Origin of the sequence: Burkholderia pyrrocinia (genome assembly GCF_022809715.1) — a bacterium.
GTDB classification, from domain to species: Bacteria; Pseudomonadota; Gammaproteobacteria; order Burkholderiales; family Burkholderiaceae; genus Burkholderia; species Burkholderia pyrrocinia_C.
The window spans coordinates 2,188,411-2,206,357 of sequence record NZ_CP094459.1 but is presented as its reverse complement, the minus strand read 5'-3'; the positions used below and the strand labels follow the sequence as shown (position 1 = coordinate 2,206,357).

Sequence of the window (17,947 nt, the reverse complement as noted above, 5' to 3'; positions counted from 1 at the left end):
CATGCGGCTGTTCGACCGCGCACAATGAAGCGCAGCCACCCCGGCGCGCGATGCATGGAGGCAGGCAGATGGCAGTGGATTACTCGACTCGCGACGGCGTGGCCGTCCTTACGCTCAACAATCCGCCCGTCAACGGGCTCGGCCTGTCGACCCGCCAGGGCGTCATGGACGCGCTCGATCGCGCCGCGCAGGACCCGTCGGTCACGGCCATCGTGCTGACCGGCGCGGGCCGCGCGTTCTCGGGCGGCGCCGACATCACCGAATTCAATACGCCGAAGGCGCTGCAGGAGCCGACGCTGCACACCGTGATCCGAGCGGTGGAGGCGAGCGCGAAGCCCGTCGTCGCGGCGCTGCACAGCGTCGTGATGGGCGGCGGCCTCGAGCTCGCGCTCGGCGCGCACTACCGCGTCGCGGCGCCCGGCGCGCAGGTCGCGCTGCCCGAAGTGAAGCTCGGCCTGCTGCCGGGCGCGGGCGGCACGCAGCGCCTGCCGCGCGCGGTCGGGCTCGAAACCGCGCTGAACATGATCGTGTCGGGCGCGCCCGTGCCGTCCGAGCAGCTCGCGAAGAGCGGGCTGTTCGACGAGATGGCCGACGGCGACCTGCTCGACGCGGCCGTCGCGTTCGCGCGCAAGGTCGGTGCGCAGAAGGGGCCGCATCCGCGCGTGCGCGACCGCAAGATCGTCCACGAGAACGCCGCGGGTTTCATCCAGTTCGCGCGCAATTCCGCGCGTGCCGCCGCGCCGAACTTCCCCGCGCCGCACAAGTGCATCGACGCGATCGAGGCCGGCGTGCTGAACGGGTTCGACAAGGGTAGCGTCGCCGAGCGCGAGGGTTTCGTCGCGCTGATGATGACGCCGGAAAGCCGCGCGCTGCGCCATGCGTTCTTCGGCGAGCGTGCGGCGAGCAAGATTCCCGACGTGCCGGCCGATACGCCGCTGCGCGAGATCCGCCGCGTCGGCGTGATCGGCGCGGGCACGATGGGCGGCGGGATCGCGATGAACTTCGTCAACGCGGGCCTGCCCGTCACGCTGCTCGAGACCAAGCAGGAAGCGCTCGAGCGCGGCGTCGCGACGATCCGCAAGAACTACGACGCGCAGGTGAAGAAGGGCAAGCTCACGCAGGAGAAGCTCGACGCGCGCATGGCGCTGATCGCGCCGACGCTGTCCTACGACGACTTGAAGGATGCGGACCTGATCGTCGAGGCCGTGTTCGAGGAACTCGGCGTGAAGGAGCAGGTGTTCAGGAAGCTCGACGAAGTCGCGAAGCCGGGCGCGATCCTCGCGTCGAACACGTCGACGCTCGACGTCGACAGGATCGCGGCGTTCACGAAGCGTCCGCAGGACGTCGTCGGCATGCACTTCTTCAGCCCGGCGAACGTGATGAAGCTGCTCGAGGTCGTGCGCGGCGCGCAGACCGCGAAGGACGTGCTCGCGACCGTGATGGCCGTCGCGAAGAAGATCCGCAAGACGGCGGTCGTGTCGGGCGTGTGCGACGGCTTCATCGGCAACCGGATGATCGAGCAGTACATCCGCCAGGCGCTCTTCATGCTCGAGGAAGGCGCGCTGCCCGCGCAGGTGGATCGCGCGATCGAGAAGTTCGGTTTCGCGATGGGGCCGTTCCGGATGAGCGACCTCGCCGGCAACGACATCGGCTGGGCGATCCGCAAGCGTCGTTACGTCGAGAAGCCCGATCTGCAGTACTCGAAGATCGCCGACCGCCTGTGCGAGCAGGGCCGCTTCGGCCAGAAGACGGGCGCCGGCTGGTACGACTACGTGCCGGGCGATCGCAAGGCGAAGCCGTCGTCGCTGGTCGACGAGATGGTCGTCGCGTATTCGAAGGAGCGCGGCGTCGAGCGGCGCAAGATCGGCGACGACGAGATCGTCGAGCGGTTGGTGTTCGCACTCGTCAACGAGGGCGCGAAGATCCTCGAAGAGAAGATCGCATCGAAGGCGTCCGACATCGACATGGTCTACCTGACCGGCTATGGCTTCCCGCTGTGGCGCGGCGGCCCGATGCTGTACGCGGACACGGTCGGCCTCTACAACGTCGAGCGCGCGATTCGCCGCTACGCGGCCGCGCCGAACGGCGACGCGTGGCAGCTCGCGCCGTCGATCGTGGAGCTTGCGAAGGCCGGCCGCGGGTTCAACGGCTGACGATATCGCACGACGGCGCGACCGATTCCCCAGGAGAAACGCAATGAAACGCACCGACGACGTACTGCTCGTGATCGACGTGCAATACGACTTCATGCCGGGCGGCGCGCTCGCGGTGCCGGACGGCGACGCGGTCGTGCCGGTGATCAACGCGCTTGCGCGACGCTTCGACCAGGTCGTGCTGACGCAGGACTGGCACCCGCGCGAGCACGTGTCGTTCGCGGCGAACCACGCGGGTCGCGAGCCGTTCTCGACGCTCGCGCTGCCGTACGGCGAGCAGGTGCTGTGGCCCGTACACTGCGTGCAGGACACCGACGGCGCGGCGCTGCATCGCGACCTCGACATCCCGCAGGCGCGGCTCGTGATCCGCAAGGGCGGCGACGCGCAGATCGACAGCTATTCCGCGTTCGTCGAGGCCGACCGCACGACCCGCACGGGGCTCGCGGGTTATCTGCGCGAACTCGGCGCGAAGCGCGTGTGGTGCTGCGGGCTCGCGACCGACTATTGCGTCGCGTGGTCGGCGCTCGATGCGCGCGCGGCCGGTTTCGAAGCCGCGGTGATCAACGATGCGTGCCGCGCGATCGACCTGAACGGGTCGCTCGCGCACGCATGGCAGCAGATGCAGGCAGCGGGCGTCGCACATGTGACGTCCGCGGGCGCGCGCCCGGCGGCGTAGCGCATTCCCCATCCGAATCAGGACATGAAGCAGGACCGAAGGAGACTCGCATGACCGAAGCCGTAATCGTATCGACCGCACGCACGCCGCTCGCGAAATCCTGGCGCGGCGCCTTCAACATGACGCACGGCGCGACGCTCGGCGGCCACGTGGTCGCGGCCGCGCTCGAACGCGCGAAGCTCGACCCCGCGCGCGTCGAGGACGTGATCATGGGCTGCGCGAACCCCGAAGGCGCGACCGGCGCGAACATCGCGCGGCAGATCGCGCTGCGCGCGGGGCTGCCGGTGACCGTGCCGGGGATGACGGTGAACCGTTTCTGCTCGTCGGGGCTGCAGACCATCGCGCTGGCCGCGCAGCGGATCATCGCGGGCGAAGGCGACGTGTATGTCGCGGGCGGCGTCGAATCGATCTCGTGCGTGCAGAACGAGATGAACCGGCACATGGTCCAGGAGGGCTGGCTGGTCGAGCACAAGCCCGAGATCTACTGGAACATGCTGCAGACGGCCGAGAACGTCGCGAAGCGCTACGGAATCTCGAAGGAGCGGCAGGACGAGTACGGCGTGCAGTCGCAGCTGCGGGCCGCGGCCGCCCAGGAAGCCGGTCTCTTCCGCGACGAGATCGTGCCGATCACCGTGCTCGCGGGTATCGCCGACAAGGCGACGGGCCGCCTGTTCACGAAGGAAGTGACCGTATCGGCCGACGAAGGCATCCGTCCCGACACGACGCTCGAAGGGGTGTCGAAAATTCGTTCGGCCGTGCCGGGCGGCGTGATCACCGCCGGCAATGCGAGCCAGTTCTCGGATGGCGCGTCGGCGTGCGTCGTGATGAGCGCCGATGTGGCGCAGCGCGAAGGGCTGCAGCCGCTGGGCGTGTTCCGCGGCTTCGCGGTGGCCGGCTGCGAGCCGGACGAGATGGGCATCGGCCCCGTGTTCGCGGTGCCCAAGCTGCTGAAGCAGACGGGGCTGAAGGTCGACGACATCGGCCTGTGGGAACTGAACGAGGCGTTCGCGGTGCAGGTGCTGTACTGCCGCGACACGCTCGGGATTCCCGAGGATCGCCTGAACGTGAACGGCGGCGCGATCGCCGTCGGCCATCCGTACGGCGTGTCGGGCGCCCGCCTGACGGGCCATGCGCTGATCGAAGGCAAGCGCCGCGGCGTGAAATACGTGGTCGTCACGATGTGCATCGGCGGCGGGCAGGGCGCGGCCGGCCTGTTCGAAATCATCTGATTTTTGGCTGGTGGCGGCCGCGGTTTCGCTTCGGCGAGGCCGGCGGCCGCGATGCGACGCGAATCGGCGCGGCAGGATTGCCATTCGAAACGACCGGGAGGCAAAAAGCGTGCTCCCGGCAATGCCGTTTCCCCTTACTTGTCAAACGAATTGCCCCACCTATACTTGCTCTGACATTTGCCTTTCGGCACGATGGGCCGGATCGTACGTCGCGCGATACGTGCCGCGAAGGTTGAACCAACGCAGCAGACCGACCGGGGACCGAATGAGTACGACCTATGCAGCCGGGGAACCGCCGCGCGTCGTCAGCGCGGCCGCGAGGCTCTACGCGAAATGCCTGCTGGTCGGATTCGCGTTGCTGCCTGCCTATCTGATCGCCTATCTGTGGTTCTTCAGCGACCCGCACGTCGTGTTCGAGAGCCACGCGTTCCATGAAATCGCGATTGCGGCGGCGACCCTCGAGGGCGCGTTCGTCACCTACGTGACGTGGGTGTGCTACCGGTCGTCCGGCGAGCCGCTGCTGCGCTGGCTGACGCTCGGCTTTCTCGGCTTCGCGATGATCTATTCGCTGCACGGTGCGTTTACCGGGATGGCGCACCACAATATCTGGCTGTTCCTGCTGTACGGGCCCGCGTCGCGGCTCGTGATGTCGATCCTGCTGCTCACGGGCCTGATGTCCTATTCGCGTCCGCCCGATCGCATCGAGAAGCGCACGAGCGTGCGGACATGGCTGCCGTGGATCGTGTTCTTCGTGATCGTCAACGTGGCCGTTGCGTACATCGCGTATTCGCCGGTCGCGGGCGCGCTGGGCACGCGGCTGTCGATGGAGGGCGGCGCGCTCGTGTTCTCGCTGCTGAACGTCGGCGTGCTGCTCGCGCGGCGGATCCGCTCGCCGCTGATGGTGATCTACGGCGTGTCGATCATGGCGTTCGCGCTGTCGTCGCTCGCATTCATTCTCGGCAAGCCGTGGAATCACATGTGGTGGCTCGCGCACGCGATCTTCGCGGGCGGCTTCTTCCTGCTCAGCTACGGCGTCGTGCAGGCGCTGCAGACGACGCGCTCGTTCTCGGCGATCTACAGCCAGGAAGACCTGATGAGCCGGCTGTCGGAATCGATGGCGCGCGCCGAGAGCGCGCTGCAGGAACTGCGGCGCACGAACCAGAAGCTCGAGTACATGGCCGCGACCGATCCGATGACGGGCGCATCGAACCGCCGGCAGTTCATCGCGCAGGTCGAGCGCGAGATGGTGCGGGCCGAGCGCGACGGCACGCCGTTTTGCCTGCTCGCGCTCGATCTCGACAATTTCAAGAACATCAACGATGCGTACGGGCACCAGATCGGCGACGAGGTGCTGCGCGGCGTCGTACGCCAGTGCCTCGAGGCGATCCGCCCGGCGGGCGGGCTCGCGCGAGTCGGCGGCGAGGAGTTCATGGCGCTGCTGCCGGAGATGCCGCTCGAGGGCGCGCGAATGACGGCCGAGCGCGTGCGCTCGTCGATCGCGAGTTCGCCGTTCGGGCTGGACTTCAAGCGCGTGCAGGTGACGGTCAGCGTCGGCGTCGCGCAATACGGGGTCGACGGCAGTACGGTCGATGCGCTGCTGCGGGTGGTCGACGAGCGGCTGTACCAGGCGAAGCGGGAAGGGCGGAACCGGGTCGTGTCGCGGTGACGCGGGTTCGAGCGGCACGCCGGCGTCGTTGAGCGAGTGCGGTGCGTTCGGCAACGCGGTTGTGCCGAAGCGATGATCGATGCAGCCCCTGCCGAAGCCCTGGGGGCGGGAACACCCCGGAGCTTCGGCATGCTCGGTTGGCGCGCGATGGGCAATGCGCTAGCGCGATGCCACGACCGCTGCGTTTTTCGGCTGCACCTCCTGCATCCGCTGCGACGCCTGCCACCAGTACTTGCCCGCGCGCTGCTGCGGATCGCGGATCGCGAGATACGTCGTACTCCAGAGCTGCGCCGCGTTGGCTTCGGTCGCGTCGGCGCTGCGCGTGCCGAACGCATCGGTCCGGTACTGGCCGTTCACGTAGGACCACGTCCACATCTCCGACGTGCGCATGTCGCGCCCGTTCGAGATCACTTGCCAGATCGTCTGCCGCGCCTGCGCGAGCAACGTGCGTGTCGCGGCCGACAGGTCCTGGCGCGCGAGCTGGCGGTCGAGCCCGGCCACCCACATCGCCTGCTGCCACGACCAGATCACCGTGCCGTGATACGCGGAGCTCGTGAACTTCGGCCACAGCGACTGGTTCGCATACGCCGGGTTCGCGATCAGCATGCCGGCATCGGTCACGAGCCCGGTCGGGAACGGCCGCGTGACGTCGGTTACGATCCGCTGGAGTTCGTCGTCCGGCGGCGTGCCGAACAGCAGTGCGAAGCCGCCGTCGGAATTCATCACCGGAACCGGGTTGCCCTGCTGATCGAGCGACAGCGCGTAGAACGACAACGGTGCGCTCGGCGCGGCGCCGGCCGGCACGCCGGCGGACGGCGCATAGGCCGACACGTCGGTGGCTGCCTGCGCGGCCGGCACGCTGACCTGGAACAGCGGCGGCGCCTGCATTTCCCACGTGGCGGCCTGGTTCGCCGTGTTGGCGAGCGTCGCGCGCTGCGCGGCATCCAGGTACGGATCGAGCAGGCCGCGCGCGAGGAACGCATTCGCCGCGCGCAACGCGGCGGGCACGAGCACCGCGTTCACGTCGTACGGGTAGACGCCGCCGCCCAGCCCGTCGGTGCTGTCGCGCCAGTTGCCGACGATCTCGCCGGATCGCAGGTGGATCAGGTTCGCGACCGACGGCTGCTGCGCGAACGGCTGCGCGGTCGTCGCGACGTGCAGCAGGTTGACGACCAGGCGGCTGCCGTTGGTCTGCCCGTCGCTGCCGCGCTGCGCCAGATAGGCGGCCGCGCGGGCCTGGCCGCGCGTATCGTCGATCAGCCACGCGGCCGCGATCGGCGCGAGCAGGTAGTCGCTGTCGATCATCTTGTAGTCGTAGGTCGGCGTCGGATCGTTCGGCCGTCCGTTCTTCTGGTTGTCGACCAGCGCGAATTCGCCGATGCCTTCCTCGTGCGCGACCTTGCCGTCGGCCGACAGGCGGCCCAGCACCGACGACAGCCCGGCCTCGATCGCCGCGGGTTCGAGCACGGGCATCAGCATGCGGACCGAGATCAGCGTGTCGCGGCCGAAGTACGTGTCGTACTGCCACGAGCCGGCCAGCAGCTTGTCGTGGAAGCTCAGGAATTCGAGCACGTTCTGGCTGACCGGATCGGGGTTCACGGACGGCGCGAGCAAATCGGCGCGCGTGATCGGCGACAGCGGCGTCTCACCCGACAGCGCGTCGACATGCAGCTTCAGCGTGTGCGCGCCCGCCGGTGCTCGCAGCACGAGCTTGCCGCCCGCCGCCGGCGCGATGCTGCCGCCGTCGCGCAGCGTGATGCGCAGCGCATAGCCGGGCGCGCCGTCGATCCGGTCGCGTTGCCATTGCGCTGCGCTGCCCTGGGTCGTCGGCGCCGTGACGATCTGCTGCGGAATCGTTGCGCCGCCGTTGAAGTCGCGCAGGAAGCGCACGTTGCTGAGCACGCCCTGGCGGATCGTCAGCGTGTCGGTGTCCACCGACACGTCGGCGCCGATCCCGTACAGCGGGCGGCCGTGCGTGTCGGGGGCCGATAGCGCGGACGGCGGCGTGTCGAGACTCCAGTTCACCGGCTGCGCGGTGTCGTCGAACCACAGCCCCGTGCCGCTGTTGCCGGCGGGGAAGACCACGAGCAGGCGCGGTTTCGTCGACGAGCGCGCCAGCAGGTGCGCGGCGACCTTGTCCTGCCGGTAGAACGCATTGATCTGGCCGCCGGTGTCCATGCGGAACGACAGCGCGGCGTTGTGCGACGGTGCGTCGCTCGACCGGTCGTCGTCGTCGTTGCAGGCCGCGAGCAGGCCGGCGCAGACGAACCCGAGACACAGCGACTTCGCAAGGCGATGCATGTTGATATCCCTCCTGGTGACTGGCGATTTTTATCGGAATGGTCGAGTGAACGGATCTTCTGTCCGTTTCGTTCAGAGCTGCGGGCATTCGGGGCGAATGCCTGGAATTAATCGAGATGCGGTGCTTCTGCGACAAGCGAATTGCGCGGCAAATAAGCGAATTACCGATCAGTGCCGAAAACGGAAATGGCAAAGGGCGTCGCCCCGGCGCGGCATGGGAAAAGGCTCAGGGGTAGCCTTCGCGCGAGCGAATGGCGACTCGTGTGCGGCGGGAGGAAATGAAGCGTAAGCCGTCGTAGGGGATTCTAAATTTACGGGAAAGTCGAAGTCAATAATGTTTTAGCGGTTTTCCGGTATTCGATTGAAAAGGCGATCGCAATTATTACTCGTTGAGTCGGTAAAATATGCGATTTAATGAAAATGAATAATGGAATGCGGATATGCGGTAGTGAAACAATTGGCAATGACGTTTCAATCCGGCGATTGATGCCGAACAGGAATTGAATCGTCGCGGTTGTGCCGGCTGTTGTCGGGCAATGCCGGAATGCGCGGAAACGGAGCGCGCGACGCATGAGCAATCCGCGTTCCTGCGATGCAGCGGAAGAGGTGCGCCGTTCTGGCTCCAAAGCGCGATCCGGATAACAGACCCCGTGATCGGTACTGGTTCGGCCGCGAACCGTGCGATCGTTCCATCGGAGCCGTCAAGTTTGGCAGGCTTGGTGCCTGCCGCCGTTTGCGCGGATCGCGCCGTCGAGTGCCGACGCGGTGAAAAAGTGCGTATCGTCTCCGGCAAGGTCGGACGACAGCCGATTCGATACGCGCTTTTTCCCCGATCGCCCGCTATCGCGTGCAAGCGAAGCAGACAGACGACGGGCCGGGCGTCGCCCGGCCGGCCGCGATGCGAGCCGCGCCCGCATCGTGAACCCCAACGAACAGGAGCAACCGAAGTGATCCGGCATATCGTGATGTGGAAGGCGTCCAGGCAATCTCGGACCTGATCGGACGCTGACCGAGAGATCAGCTCCAGTCTTACGCAATACAAGTGATCGGTTGTTCTGAAAACAATGATGCCTGTCTGCGTTTTGTCGGCCTCGGACAATTGCCTATGGTGTGCGGTGCACTCGGTCCGTGGTCCGAAGCAGATCGTGCGAGATGCCCTGCACAGCGTCCCGCGCGCTACGCATCACACCGATGAGCGTAGCCGAGGCGGCACCACACCATTCACCATAGCCGACCAGCCACAAGCGCTGCTCGCCTGTCGCGTGCGTTCCGTGTGTCCTTGGCAATCCATCGGCGCCACAGATCTGTAGCGGGTCAAGGTGTTTGAGTGCGGGGCGAAACCCAGTACACCAGATCACTACATCGACGCAGGAATGCGTGCCGTCGCTCCATACGACGCCGTCTGTATCGAAGTGGCTGAATGGACGCGTTGCGTGCAAGATGCCTCGCGCGCGCGCCTCTCGTACAGGGGGCACCATGACAATGTCGCCCAAGCCGCCTACTGGCGCCGTCATCGCGTGCCCATCGCGCAGAGCCTGCCATTTGGCGGTCGCGCGTTCGAACAAGACCCGGCCATCTACGTCGTCGGGAAGAAAAACGGGTTCCTGCAACGTCACCCACGTAGCGTTACAGACGGCCGATACCTCCGCCAGAATCTGCGCACCCGAGTTGCCGCCGCCTATCACCAGCACGTCTTTTCCGTGTAGATCGTCTGGATTGCGATACTGCGCCGAATGCATCTGGCGACCACGAAAGATCTCGCGTCCAGGGTAGTCAGGGACATAGGGTGCGCTCCAGGTGCCGGTCGCACTCACGACCGCCTTGGCCAACCATTTTCCCCGATCGGTGGTGACTAGCAGGCCATGCTGGACGCGTGAAACGTGTTCGACATGAACGGGGCGCCGGACAGGGAAGTCATAACGATTCTCATATCGCGCCAGATAGTCGATAACCTCGTTGCGTGACGGGTACTTATCGCGTGATACGGGCATCCGCCAGCCTGGCAGCGAACTCCATTGCGCCGGCGAAAACAGGTGGAGTGAATCCCAGCCATGTCGCCAGGCACCCCCGGGGGTACTCTGGTCATCCAGCACGAGATAGTCGAGTCCCGCACGGCGCAGGAAGTAGGCGGTGGCAAGCCCGGCCTGGCCACCTCCGATGACGACTACATCGATGTCTGTAGGCATGCGCTGTCGTCCCATCTCCTGTTCGAATTCTGGCGGTGACACGGCCCATTGGGCCTGGAGGCGCTGATCGGCGCACTAGGTGGCCGCCCGTGACGTGATCACGTGCTCGAGGCCGGCCGCCCCGACCGGTGCCTCGGCGAGCCACGGGATCAGTGCGGTCCGCTGCGCCAGCTCGTCCGCCACACGGCGGATGAACGGTACCTCATAAGCGCTTCGCTGACACAGCATGGGATCGGTCGTGCCGCTCGCCAGCAGCGACTGGTTGATGACCCATGCATACGGCGTGATTCCGGCGCGCGCCAGGTCGGCGCACAGGCGTTCCGCTTCGTGAACCGGAGTCGCTTCCGGCAACGTGACGATGAGGATCCGGCTGTAATCCGGATCGCGCAGGCGCGGCAGCAGTTGACGGACCGACTCCGGCATGTCGCCCTGTGTGCGCATCACTTCACGGTGATAGGCCTCCGCTGCATCAAGCAGCAGAATGGTGTGCCCGGTCGGCGCCGTGTCCAGCACCACAAAGCCGGACTTGCCTTGATCGACCGTGCGGGCGAAGGCCCTGAAGACGGCAATTTCTTCGGTGCAGGGCGAGCGCAAATCTTCTTCGAGCATCGCCCGGCCGCTCGCATCGAGGTGTGATGACGCTTTGGTCAGCACTTCTTCGGTGTACTGCTGCACTTCCCGCGCCGGGTCGATGCGTGTGACGCTCAGGCCAGGTACGACGCCATCGACGGTGGCGGCCACATGCGAGGCGGGGTCGGTGGTCGAGAGGATCACCTCGTGTCCGCGCCCGGCGAGCGCGACGGCGATTGCAGCTGCCACCGTGGTCTTGCCTACGCCGCCTTTCCCCATCGTCATGATCACACCGTGGCCCGCGGCCGACAGTTCGTCGACGAGGCGGCCGAGACCCGGTGGCAAGGCGGTTTCGGGGACCCGGCGCTCGGTCGGCATGCGCACGCGCTCAGGGTGCGCCATGTCGCGCAGCGCGTCCAGGCCGACCGTGCCGCGCGGCAGAAAAGGAATGCGTATCTGCGGCAAGCCGGTCAGTTCGCGCGGCATGTCGGCCAGCGCCTGTTGCGCGCGCCGCGCCATCGCGGTCGCAATTGCGTCGTCATGCCCGTCCGAGGCAAAGAGGCCATTGATCGCCAGCACCTGATTGCGAATCCCGAGTTCAGCCAGTTCGTGCCGCGTGCGGTTTGCTTCGCGCAGCGCGGCGACTTCGGGTCGGCTCACCAGAACGACGGTTGTTTCCGCTGCGCTCGAAAGGCGTTCCACGGTCGCCGTGTACAGCGCCTTCTGCTTTTCCAGGCCGGCTAACGGACCGAGGCACGAGGCGCCTCCCGTCGACGACGAGATGAACGCGTTCCACGCCGAAGGCAACGTCAAGAGCCGCAGCGTGTGCCCGGTCGGTGCCGTATCGAAAATCACGTGACCGAAATCCGCCGTCGCAGCCGGGTCGCCGAGCAGCTTGGAGAATTCATCGAAGGCCGCTATTTCGACGGTGCAGGCGCCGGAAAACTGCTCTTCCATGTTGCGGATGGCAGCTGCAGGCAAGACACCGCGATACGGTGCGACCATGCGTTCCCGGTAGGCTTGGGCAGCCGCTTCCGGGTCGATGTTCAACGCGAACAGGCCGGGCGCGCCGGGCACCGCCGTCGGCAACTGACCCAAGCCGACGCCGAGTACTTCGTCGAGATTGGAGGCGGGGTCCGTGCTGACGATCAGAACCCGCTTGCCGGCATCCGCCATGGCGAGGCCGGTGGCACAGGAAAGCGATGTCTTGCCGACACCGCCTTTCCCGGTGAAGAATAGATATCGGCTTTGCAATCCGAGCAGTAAGGGCAGCGAGGGCATGGACATGGGCCTCCCTAGCAGCAGCCGGAGCCTGGCGAACAGCTGCCGACCTTGATATGCGGTTTTTCCGCCGTCGTCAGCGCAAAGCCGAGTTTCTGCGCGAGTTGCTGGCGGGAGGGATACATCCCCGTCGACACGATATCGCCATCGATCACGAGGATCGGCAGTCGCTCGATACCGGCCTCCATTTCCTTGACCACCGCGGCGTTGGCCGCGAACGCTTGCGGCGCCTGACCGAGGTTGTAACGAGCCACGGTCACGCCGTGCGCCTCGACCCACTTCAGATCCGCAGCGAATTGCGCCAGCACGGGGTCCACATCCACACCGCAAACGCCCGTCGAGCAACACATCGCGGGATCGAACACTTCGAGTTTCTTCATGGCAGCCGCCTCAGAGCAATCGGAATTCAGCGCTTTCCACATGCACGGATGCGTCTGCGGGCACAGGTGGGTGAATTCACGCCGACCGCGGATCGCCCTGCGAATGTGGTTTCGCTCGATGCGCATAAATTCGCACCGCGCAAAAATGTGCGGGCGGATTCATCGTTCGAACTAAGGTAAGGCGCGCGGAGCGATCGCGTTTGCGCTAGCGCAATGGAGGCGTCAATAAGGCGGCTACACAGACCGGATTATCGTTGCCTGCAGTGGGACGGTGGAGGGGCGGCAAATTTCCTGAGGGTCGGACTTCATATTCTCCAGGATGAGGTCGATCACCTAACTTGATGTTTTCCGGAGGAACCCGCCACTCTGCGGCACCGAGATCGATTTCTTCTCAACGCGCTCGGCAGAGTTCGATCGTTCTGGGAAACAGCATCGTCAGCATTGAATCGCAATTGTGGTTCTCCTGCTCTTGTAGTGCGGGAGTTGCTGAAAGAGTGCCTGCAGTTACTCGCGACTTAACGGCCGAGCGGTCTCCGTTGGCGGCTTGAGAACGGATCAGCGTAAAACGGAAGCAGGATTCCTGCTGGCTATGGCGGCGGGACGCATGCGACTAGCGAGTAGGGACCGTGAAGAACTCTGCAACCGTCTAAAAGCGATAGCGCTACCAGGATATTTGCAAGACTTGGTACAAGAGGTTGAGTCCGGGGGGAGTGCCGGCTGACGAGTCTACGAACGATTCTCCTGAAAAGACGCGCGGTGGATTAAAAAGGACGCTGCGATATACCATCCAGTGATTCGGCTGGAATCCGTAATCCAGACCGCTTTGAGAACTTCCGAGTCTAGAAAGGACAGATCGTTTATCGATGGAGCCTTTTCAAAATCACCTTGTGTTGCTCACATGCGCGTCGTCATTGCAAGGAGTTCGCAACTGAATGGAGGCGCGAGGACAGGTGTAATCTGCGGCCACGTGAGCCCGCGCAATTGCGGTCACGATGCCAGATGTTCGTTGATAGCATCAAGAAGACCGTCAAGAATCGTCACGGTGCCTATATCGTGCCGAGCGGAATTTGGTATGATCTTTGGCGCTATCTAGCTAAATTCCGCAATCACCTCTTTGATCGAATGCGGTCTTTTTGTGAAAGCATTATTTAATATTTTTGTTTATTATTTGTAATTTTTAGTTGTAACACAGCATATACGCAGTCCCGGCGTTCCGGTCGGACGCGTTCCCGAAGGAACCGAACCCGTGGCATCTCCATCCGATCGGGTTGATTGGAAACTTCGCCCAAAAAAGCGAAGAGGGTTGTGGCGATTGCGCCGCTCGCTTCAAGAAGATATCTAAAATTATTCTGAATCACGAGGGCGGAATTGTGAACAACAAAAACGATAAAGGTGGACTCGCAAATAGCGGGATAGCTTGGCCGACGTGGCAGAAATATGCCAAGGAAGACCTTGGGGTTGAGCCAGCCGTCGAAAATCTAAAAGCGCTTGCCGAGAGTCAAGCAGAGGTAATTTATTTAAAGAGATTCTGGGAGCCAAAAGGATTTTGCCAATTCCGTGACGACCGCATTGCTCTTATGACATACGATTGGACGATTACATCTGGCGGCGCCGTGAAGCAAATTCAGAAAATGCTTAATTCAAAATACGGAGCCGGTGTGGGCGAAGATGGTGGCCTTGGCTCCAACACAATCAAAGCGATAAACGCGGTTCAAGATCAGGACCAGTTGCTCCAGGATATCGCGGAAATTCGCCGAAAATATTACAAGATGTTGGTCGACAATGATTCCAGTCAAGTCGTTTTCTTGAAGGGCTGGCTTGACCGTGTTAACGACTGCCTTCAGGTAAAATTATGAATAGATTGATGCGCATTTTTATTGGCCTGTGCCTTCTTATTGGATTCGAGGCGGCGATTGCGCAAGTGCCTCAAACTGAGGTGAGCCCACTTCTTGGCGAATGGCGGTATGTTTCTGCGCAACACGAAGGCAAGAAACCCTATTCCACTTTTGTCATTAAATTACACAAATCCTCAGGCAATCAAGTTGCAGGGAGCTATTGCTTTATCACCGAAGAAGGACGAAGAATTGATTGTGACCCAGAAGGGACCAGCAATTTGGATGGCACAATATCGCCTGACGGATTGCATGCTACGATCAACTTCTTCTCGTTCTTTGGTGCAAAAAATGGGGTCTCAGAGATTTCATTAAATAACGGAGAATTGCACTGGAAGGTCACAAAAAATCCAGATGGCGATTTTTTTTACGGCCCATTCGATGTTTTCCTAACCAAGGATGGAAAGGCATCCAAGAATAGGCAAGTGATTGCTAATCGAGCATACTTATACGCAGAGCCAGCCAGCAAAAATAAATCAAAGGCATACATAATAAAGGGGCGCGGTTGAACTATTGAATATTTCTGACGACCTTAAGTTTTGGAGGATCAGATATACCGCGAAAGACGGAAGGATTATAGAGCGCTGGATTGAATGCGGCACAGTTAACGCATGTCCATAGCCTGGAGCGAAGATGATCAATTTGATTCGGGTAGGCGACGACACCGACCACGGCGGCAAGGTCGAAACAGGGTCAATTTCGATGCGCTTCGATGGCCGCTATGTTGCCCGCAAGGGCGATCGTGTGTCATGTCCGCAGCATCCCGACGTGTCGCCCAACATCATTGAAGAGGGCGACTCATCGATGACGGATGGCGGCATCCCGATCGCGCGGCACGGCCACCGTGCTACGTGCGACTGCCACCTGATCTCAAGTCTCGTTTGATCCTGAGGAATGGGGGCGCCGTCCGTATCTGCCCGAAGTGTGATCACCGCGTATTGGAACACGTTCGATACGTACTGACGGAGCTAAATTGCTACGGAAGGCGAGCCCCGCTCTTCGACTCGGCGCGTCAAAGCAAGGACATCGTGGGCGGTAATGGAGCGCATGGGGCGGTTCCCGATGAACGGGTACGCATCGGTTTCTAGCATGCGCAGAATCTCGCCAAAATGTCGTTCGGTCCACGTCTTCCGCTTCTTCTCCAGCCACTCGTCGCTGACGGCTTGAAAAGTTGCTTTGCCTTCGTTGATACGCGCCGACAGCACTTCCTGTCGCGCATGCGACGGATGCAGTCCCTTCTTGACGAGTTCGCGGACATCGTCACGCGCCGCGCGAGCGGCTTGGAGGCTGACCGTTGGATATTCACCGATCGCGAAGAGATTCTCCTTCCCAGCAATTCGGTACTTATATCGCCAGAGCTTGGAGCCGGACGGCTTCACCAACAGATACAGTCCATTGCCGTCGGTAAGTTTGGTAGGCTTGTTGCCTGCCTTCGCTTGCCGGATCTTGACGTCGGTAACTGGGACGGTGAAAAAGCGGGTATCGTCATTGGAAGTTTGAAATGATACCCGCTTTGATACCCGCTTTTCCCCCCCAGGCTGGGCGCGATTTTCGGCGAACGGGAGCGAACGGTAAAAGGGCTGAGGGTGCCCGATTGGTATGGGTTCAAGGCCATTCGCCGAACCAACACGAACTGGAGCGAACGAAGTGATCAGACATATTGTCATGTGGAAGTTGAAGGAAACCGCGGAAGGCGCGACGCGCGCGCAGAACGCGCTGAAGCTGAAGGAAAAGCTCGAAGGCTGCCGCGATCTCGTGCCGGGTATCCTGCAGATCGACGTCGGCGTGGCGACGCCGGGCCTCGACGCGACCTCCGACATCGTGCTCGTGTCCGATTTCGCGGACAAGGCCGCGCTCGACGCCTACCAGGTGCACCCGGTTCACCTTGAAGTGAAGAAATTCGTCGTCGCGGTGGCCGAATCGCGCGAGTGCGTCGACTACGTCGTCGACAGCGCACGATGAGCGACGCGGCATCCCCGACGGACGGCCCGTCGATCGAAAGCCCGTTCGTCGACCTGCTCGGCGTGCAGCTCGTGTCCGCGAAGGACGGCGCGAGCGAGATCGTGCTGCCGCTCGAAGAGCGGCACATGAACACGTGGGGCATCGCGCACGGCGGCGTGACGATGACGCTCGCGGACATCGCGCTCGCGATGGCGGCGCGCAGCCTGACCGACGACGGCGTCGGCGTCGTCACGGTCGAGATGAAGGTGAACTTCATGCAGCCGGGGCGCGGCGAATTGCGCGCGTACGGGCGCGTGATGCATCGTTCGACGACGATGGCTTACTGCGAAGGCGAAGTGCGCGACAGCGACGGCAACTTCGTCGCGAAGGCGCTCGGTACGTTCAAGTACATGCGGCGGCTCGCGGTGGGCCGCGACATCAAGCGGCAACGCTCGCGCACGGCGCCGGACGCGCAGCCCGGCCCGAGCGACGCGTAAGCGCCCGGACGCACGGCCCTGCCTCTTCACAGGCAGGGCCGTTTTGTTTTGCGGTGCGAGATTGCGTGAAGGACGCGCTTCACAGGACACCGAAGGGCCGGTATTTCGACACGCGGCGCGCATGGCGCCGGCCTGACGCGGGCGTGGCATCATGTGACGCTTGTCCGTTCACGGCGCCGCGCAGGCGCCGTCCTCACCGATGCCGCTGAATCCGAAGATCGCCCAGGTGCTCGACATGATCGAGCGCGCGAAACGTCCGTCCTATCACCACCAGACGGCGCAGCAGGCGCGCGCCGCGTACGAGAAGAGCGCGCCGATCCTCGACGTCGCGCCGGCGCCGATGCATTCGGTCGAGGAATGCGTCGTGCCGACGCGCGACGGCCGCACGATCGGCGCGCGGCTGTACCTACCGGTCGAGCCGAGCCTCGCGGAGCCGCTGCCCGCGCTCGTCTACTACCACGGCGGCGGCTTCACGGTCGGCAGCGTCGACACGCACGATGCGCTGTGCCGGATGTTCGCGCACGACGCGCAATGCGCGGTGCTGTCGGTCGGCTACCGGCTCGCGCCCGAGCACCGGTTTCCGACCGCGGTGAACGATGCCGACGACACATTGCGCTGGCTGCATCGCGAGGCTGCCGCGTTCGGCATCGACGCCGCGCGGCTGGCGGTCGGCGGCGACAGCGCGGGCGGCACGCTCGCAACCGTCTGCGCGGTGCTCGCGCGCGACGCGGGCATTCGCCTGGCGCTTCAAATGCTGATCTATCCGGGCGTGACGGGCTACCAGGACACCGACTCGCACGCGCGGCTCGCGAACGGCTATCTGCTGTCGCAGGACACGATCCAGTGGTTCTTCACGCAGTACGTGCGCGATCCGGCCGACCGCGACGACTGGCGCTTCGCGCCGCTCGACGGCACGCGCGACGCGCCGTCGTTCGCGGGCGTTGCGCCGGCCTGGATCGCGACGGCCGAATACGATCCGCTGAGCGACGAGGGCGCCGCGTACGCGGACAAGCTGCGCGCGGCCGGCAACGCGGTTACGCTGGTCTGTTATCCGGGGATGATCCACGAATTCTTCAAGATGGGCGGCTACGTGCCCGAGGTGCGGGCTGCGCATGCCGATGCGGTCGCGGCGCTGAAGGCCGCATTCGACGAAGTTTGACGGGTGGGCGTTCGAC

Annotated in this window: 16 protein-coding genes; 10 read left to right on the top strand and 6 right to left on the bottom strand. The window is 63.7% G+C overall.

Annotated features, from left to right (window positions below; genetic code table 11):
- Positions 1 to 68 precede the first annotated feature (68 nt).
- The 4 genes from MRS60_RS10255 to MRS60_RS10240 all read left to right on the top strand — a co-directional run bounded on the left by MRS60_RS10255 (position 69) and on the right by MRS60_RS10240 (position 5,724).
- Complete coding sequence (locus MRS60_RS10255) at positions 69 to 2,153, top strand: 3-hydroxyacyl-CoA dehydrogenase NAD-binding domain-containing protein (RefSeq protein WP_243564648.1); 2,085 nt, start codon at positions 69 to 71, stop codon at positions 2,151 to 2,153.
- Between the two features lie 43 nt (positions 2,154 to 2,196).
- Positions 2,197 to 2,829: a bifunctional nicotinamidase/pyrazinamidase gene (pncA, locus tag MRS60_RS10250; protein ID WP_243564647.1), complete on the top strand. Its 633-nt coding sequence runs from the start codon at positions 2,197 to 2,199 to the stop codon at positions 2,827 to 2,829.
- 50 nt (positions 2,830 to 2,879) lie between these two features.
- Positions 2,880 to 4,058, top strand: coding sequence for an acetyl-CoA C-acyltransferase (locus MRS60_RS10245; RefSeq protein WP_034181208.1), 1,179 nt, complete (start codon positions 2,880 to 2,882; stop codon positions 4,056 to 4,058).
- 265 nt (positions 4,059 to 4,323) lie between these two features.
- Entirely contained in the window at positions 4,324 to 5,724 is a 1,401-nt protein-coding gene (locus MRS60_RS10240; protein ID WP_034181209.1) for a sensor domain-containing diguanylate cyclase, read from the top strand.
- 159 nt (positions 5,725 to 5,883) lie between these two features.
- On the opposite strand, the gene MRS60_RS10235 is transcribed toward MRS60_RS10240, so the two are convergent.
- The 5 genes from MRS60_RS10235 to arsD all read right to left on the bottom strand — a co-directional run bounded on the left by MRS60_RS10235 (position 5,884) and on the right by arsD (position 12,442).
- The gene (locus MRS60_RS10235) at positions 5,884 to 8,025 is read right to left on the bottom strand and encodes a hypothetical protein (protein ID WP_243564646.1); all 2,142 of its coding nucleotides are present in this window, start codon (positions 8,023 to 8,025) and stop codon (positions 5,884 to 5,886) included.
- A gap of 311 nt (positions 8,026 to 8,336) precedes the next feature.
- Complete coding sequence (locus MRS60_RS10230) at positions 8,337 to 8,651, bottom strand: hypothetical protein (RefSeq protein ID WP_243564645.1); 315 nt, start codon at positions 8,649 to 8,651, stop codon at positions 8,337 to 8,339.
- Between the two features lie 477 nt (positions 8,652 to 9,128).
- Positions 9,129 to 10,211, bottom strand: a complete 1,083-nt coding sequence (locus tag MRS60_RS10225; protein WP_243564644.1) for an ArsO family NAD(P)H-dependent flavin-containing monooxygenase — start codon at positions 10,209 to 10,211, stop codon at positions 9,129 to 9,131.
- A gap of 75 nt (positions 10,212 to 10,286) precedes the next feature.
- Positions 10,287 to 12,062 carry an arsenical pump-driving ATPase gene (gene arsA / locus MRS60_RS10220; RefSeq protein WP_243564643.1) on the bottom strand — a complete coding sequence of 592 codons (1,776 nt, stop codon included), beginning with the start codon at positions 12,060 to 12,062 and terminating at the stop codon, positions 10,287 to 10,289.
- Between the two features lie 14 nt (positions 12,063 to 12,076).
- Positions 12,077 to 12,442, bottom strand: a complete 366-nt coding sequence (arsD, locus tag MRS60_RS10215; protein ID WP_243564642.1) for an arsenite efflux transporter metallochaperone ArsD — start codon at positions 12,440 to 12,442, stop codon at positions 12,077 to 12,079.
- Between the two features lie 1,268 nt (positions 12,443 to 13,710).
- Here arsD and MRS60_RS10210 point away from each other — a divergent pair.
- The 3 genes from MRS60_RS10210 to MRS60_RS10200 all read left to right on the top strand — a co-directional run bounded on the left by MRS60_RS10210 (position 13,711) and on the right by MRS60_RS10200 (position 15,219).
- Positions 13,711 to 14,298 carry a glycoside hydrolase family 108 protein gene (locus MRS60_RS10210; RefSeq protein ID WP_243564641.1) on the top strand — a complete coding sequence of 196 codons (588 nt, stop codon included), beginning with the start codon at positions 13,711 to 13,713 and terminating at the stop codon, positions 14,296 to 14,298.
- Positions 14,295 to 14,843, top strand: coding sequence for a hypothetical protein (locus MRS60_RS10205; protein WP_243564640.1), 549 nt, complete (start codon positions 14,295 to 14,297; stop codon positions 14,841 to 14,843). Before MRS60_RS10210 ends, MRS60_RS10205 begins: the two co-directional genes overlap by 4 nt.
- 124 nt (positions 14,844 to 14,967) lie before the next feature.
- Entirely contained in the window at positions 14,968 to 15,219 is a 252-nt protein-coding gene (locus tag MRS60_RS10200; protein WP_243564639.1) for a PAAR domain-containing protein, read from the top strand.
- 83 nt (positions 15,220 to 15,302) lie between these two features.
- On the opposite strand, the gene MRS60_RS10195 is transcribed toward MRS60_RS10200, so the two are convergent.
- On the bottom strand, positions 15,303 to 16,001 hold the full coding sequence (locus MRS60_RS10195; RefSeq protein WP_243564638.1) for a tyrosine-type recombinase/integrase: 699 nt from the start codon (positions 15,999 to 16,001) through the stop codon (positions 15,303 to 15,305).
- On the opposite strand from MRS60_RS10195, the gene MRS60_RS10190 reads away from it, so the two are divergent.
- From MRS60_RS10190 to MRS60_RS10180, 3 genes are all read left to right on the top strand, one after another.
- Positions 15,982 to 16,296 (top strand): Dabb family protein, encoded by a 315-nt coding sequence (locus MRS60_RS10190; RefSeq protein ID WP_034181211.1) that lies wholly within the window; start codon positions 15,982 to 15,984, stop codon positions 16,294 to 16,296. The two genes, MRS60_RS10195 and MRS60_RS10190, sit on opposite strands and share 20 nt — an antisense overlap.
- Complete coding sequence (locus MRS60_RS10185; RefSeq protein ID WP_034181212.1) at positions 16,293 to 16,772, top strand: PaaI family thioesterase; 480 nt, start codon at positions 16,293 to 16,295, stop codon at positions 16,770 to 16,772. The genes MRS60_RS10190 and MRS60_RS10185 overlap by 4 nt, the downstream gene beginning before the upstream one ends.
- A gap of 199 nt (positions 16,773 to 16,971) precedes the next feature.
- Complete coding sequence (locus tag MRS60_RS10180) at positions 16,972 to 17,931, top strand: alpha/beta hydrolase (RefSeq protein ID WP_243564637.1); 960 nt, start codon at positions 16,972 to 16,974, stop codon at positions 17,929 to 17,931.
- Positions 17,932 to 17,947 lie beyond the last annotated feature (16 nt).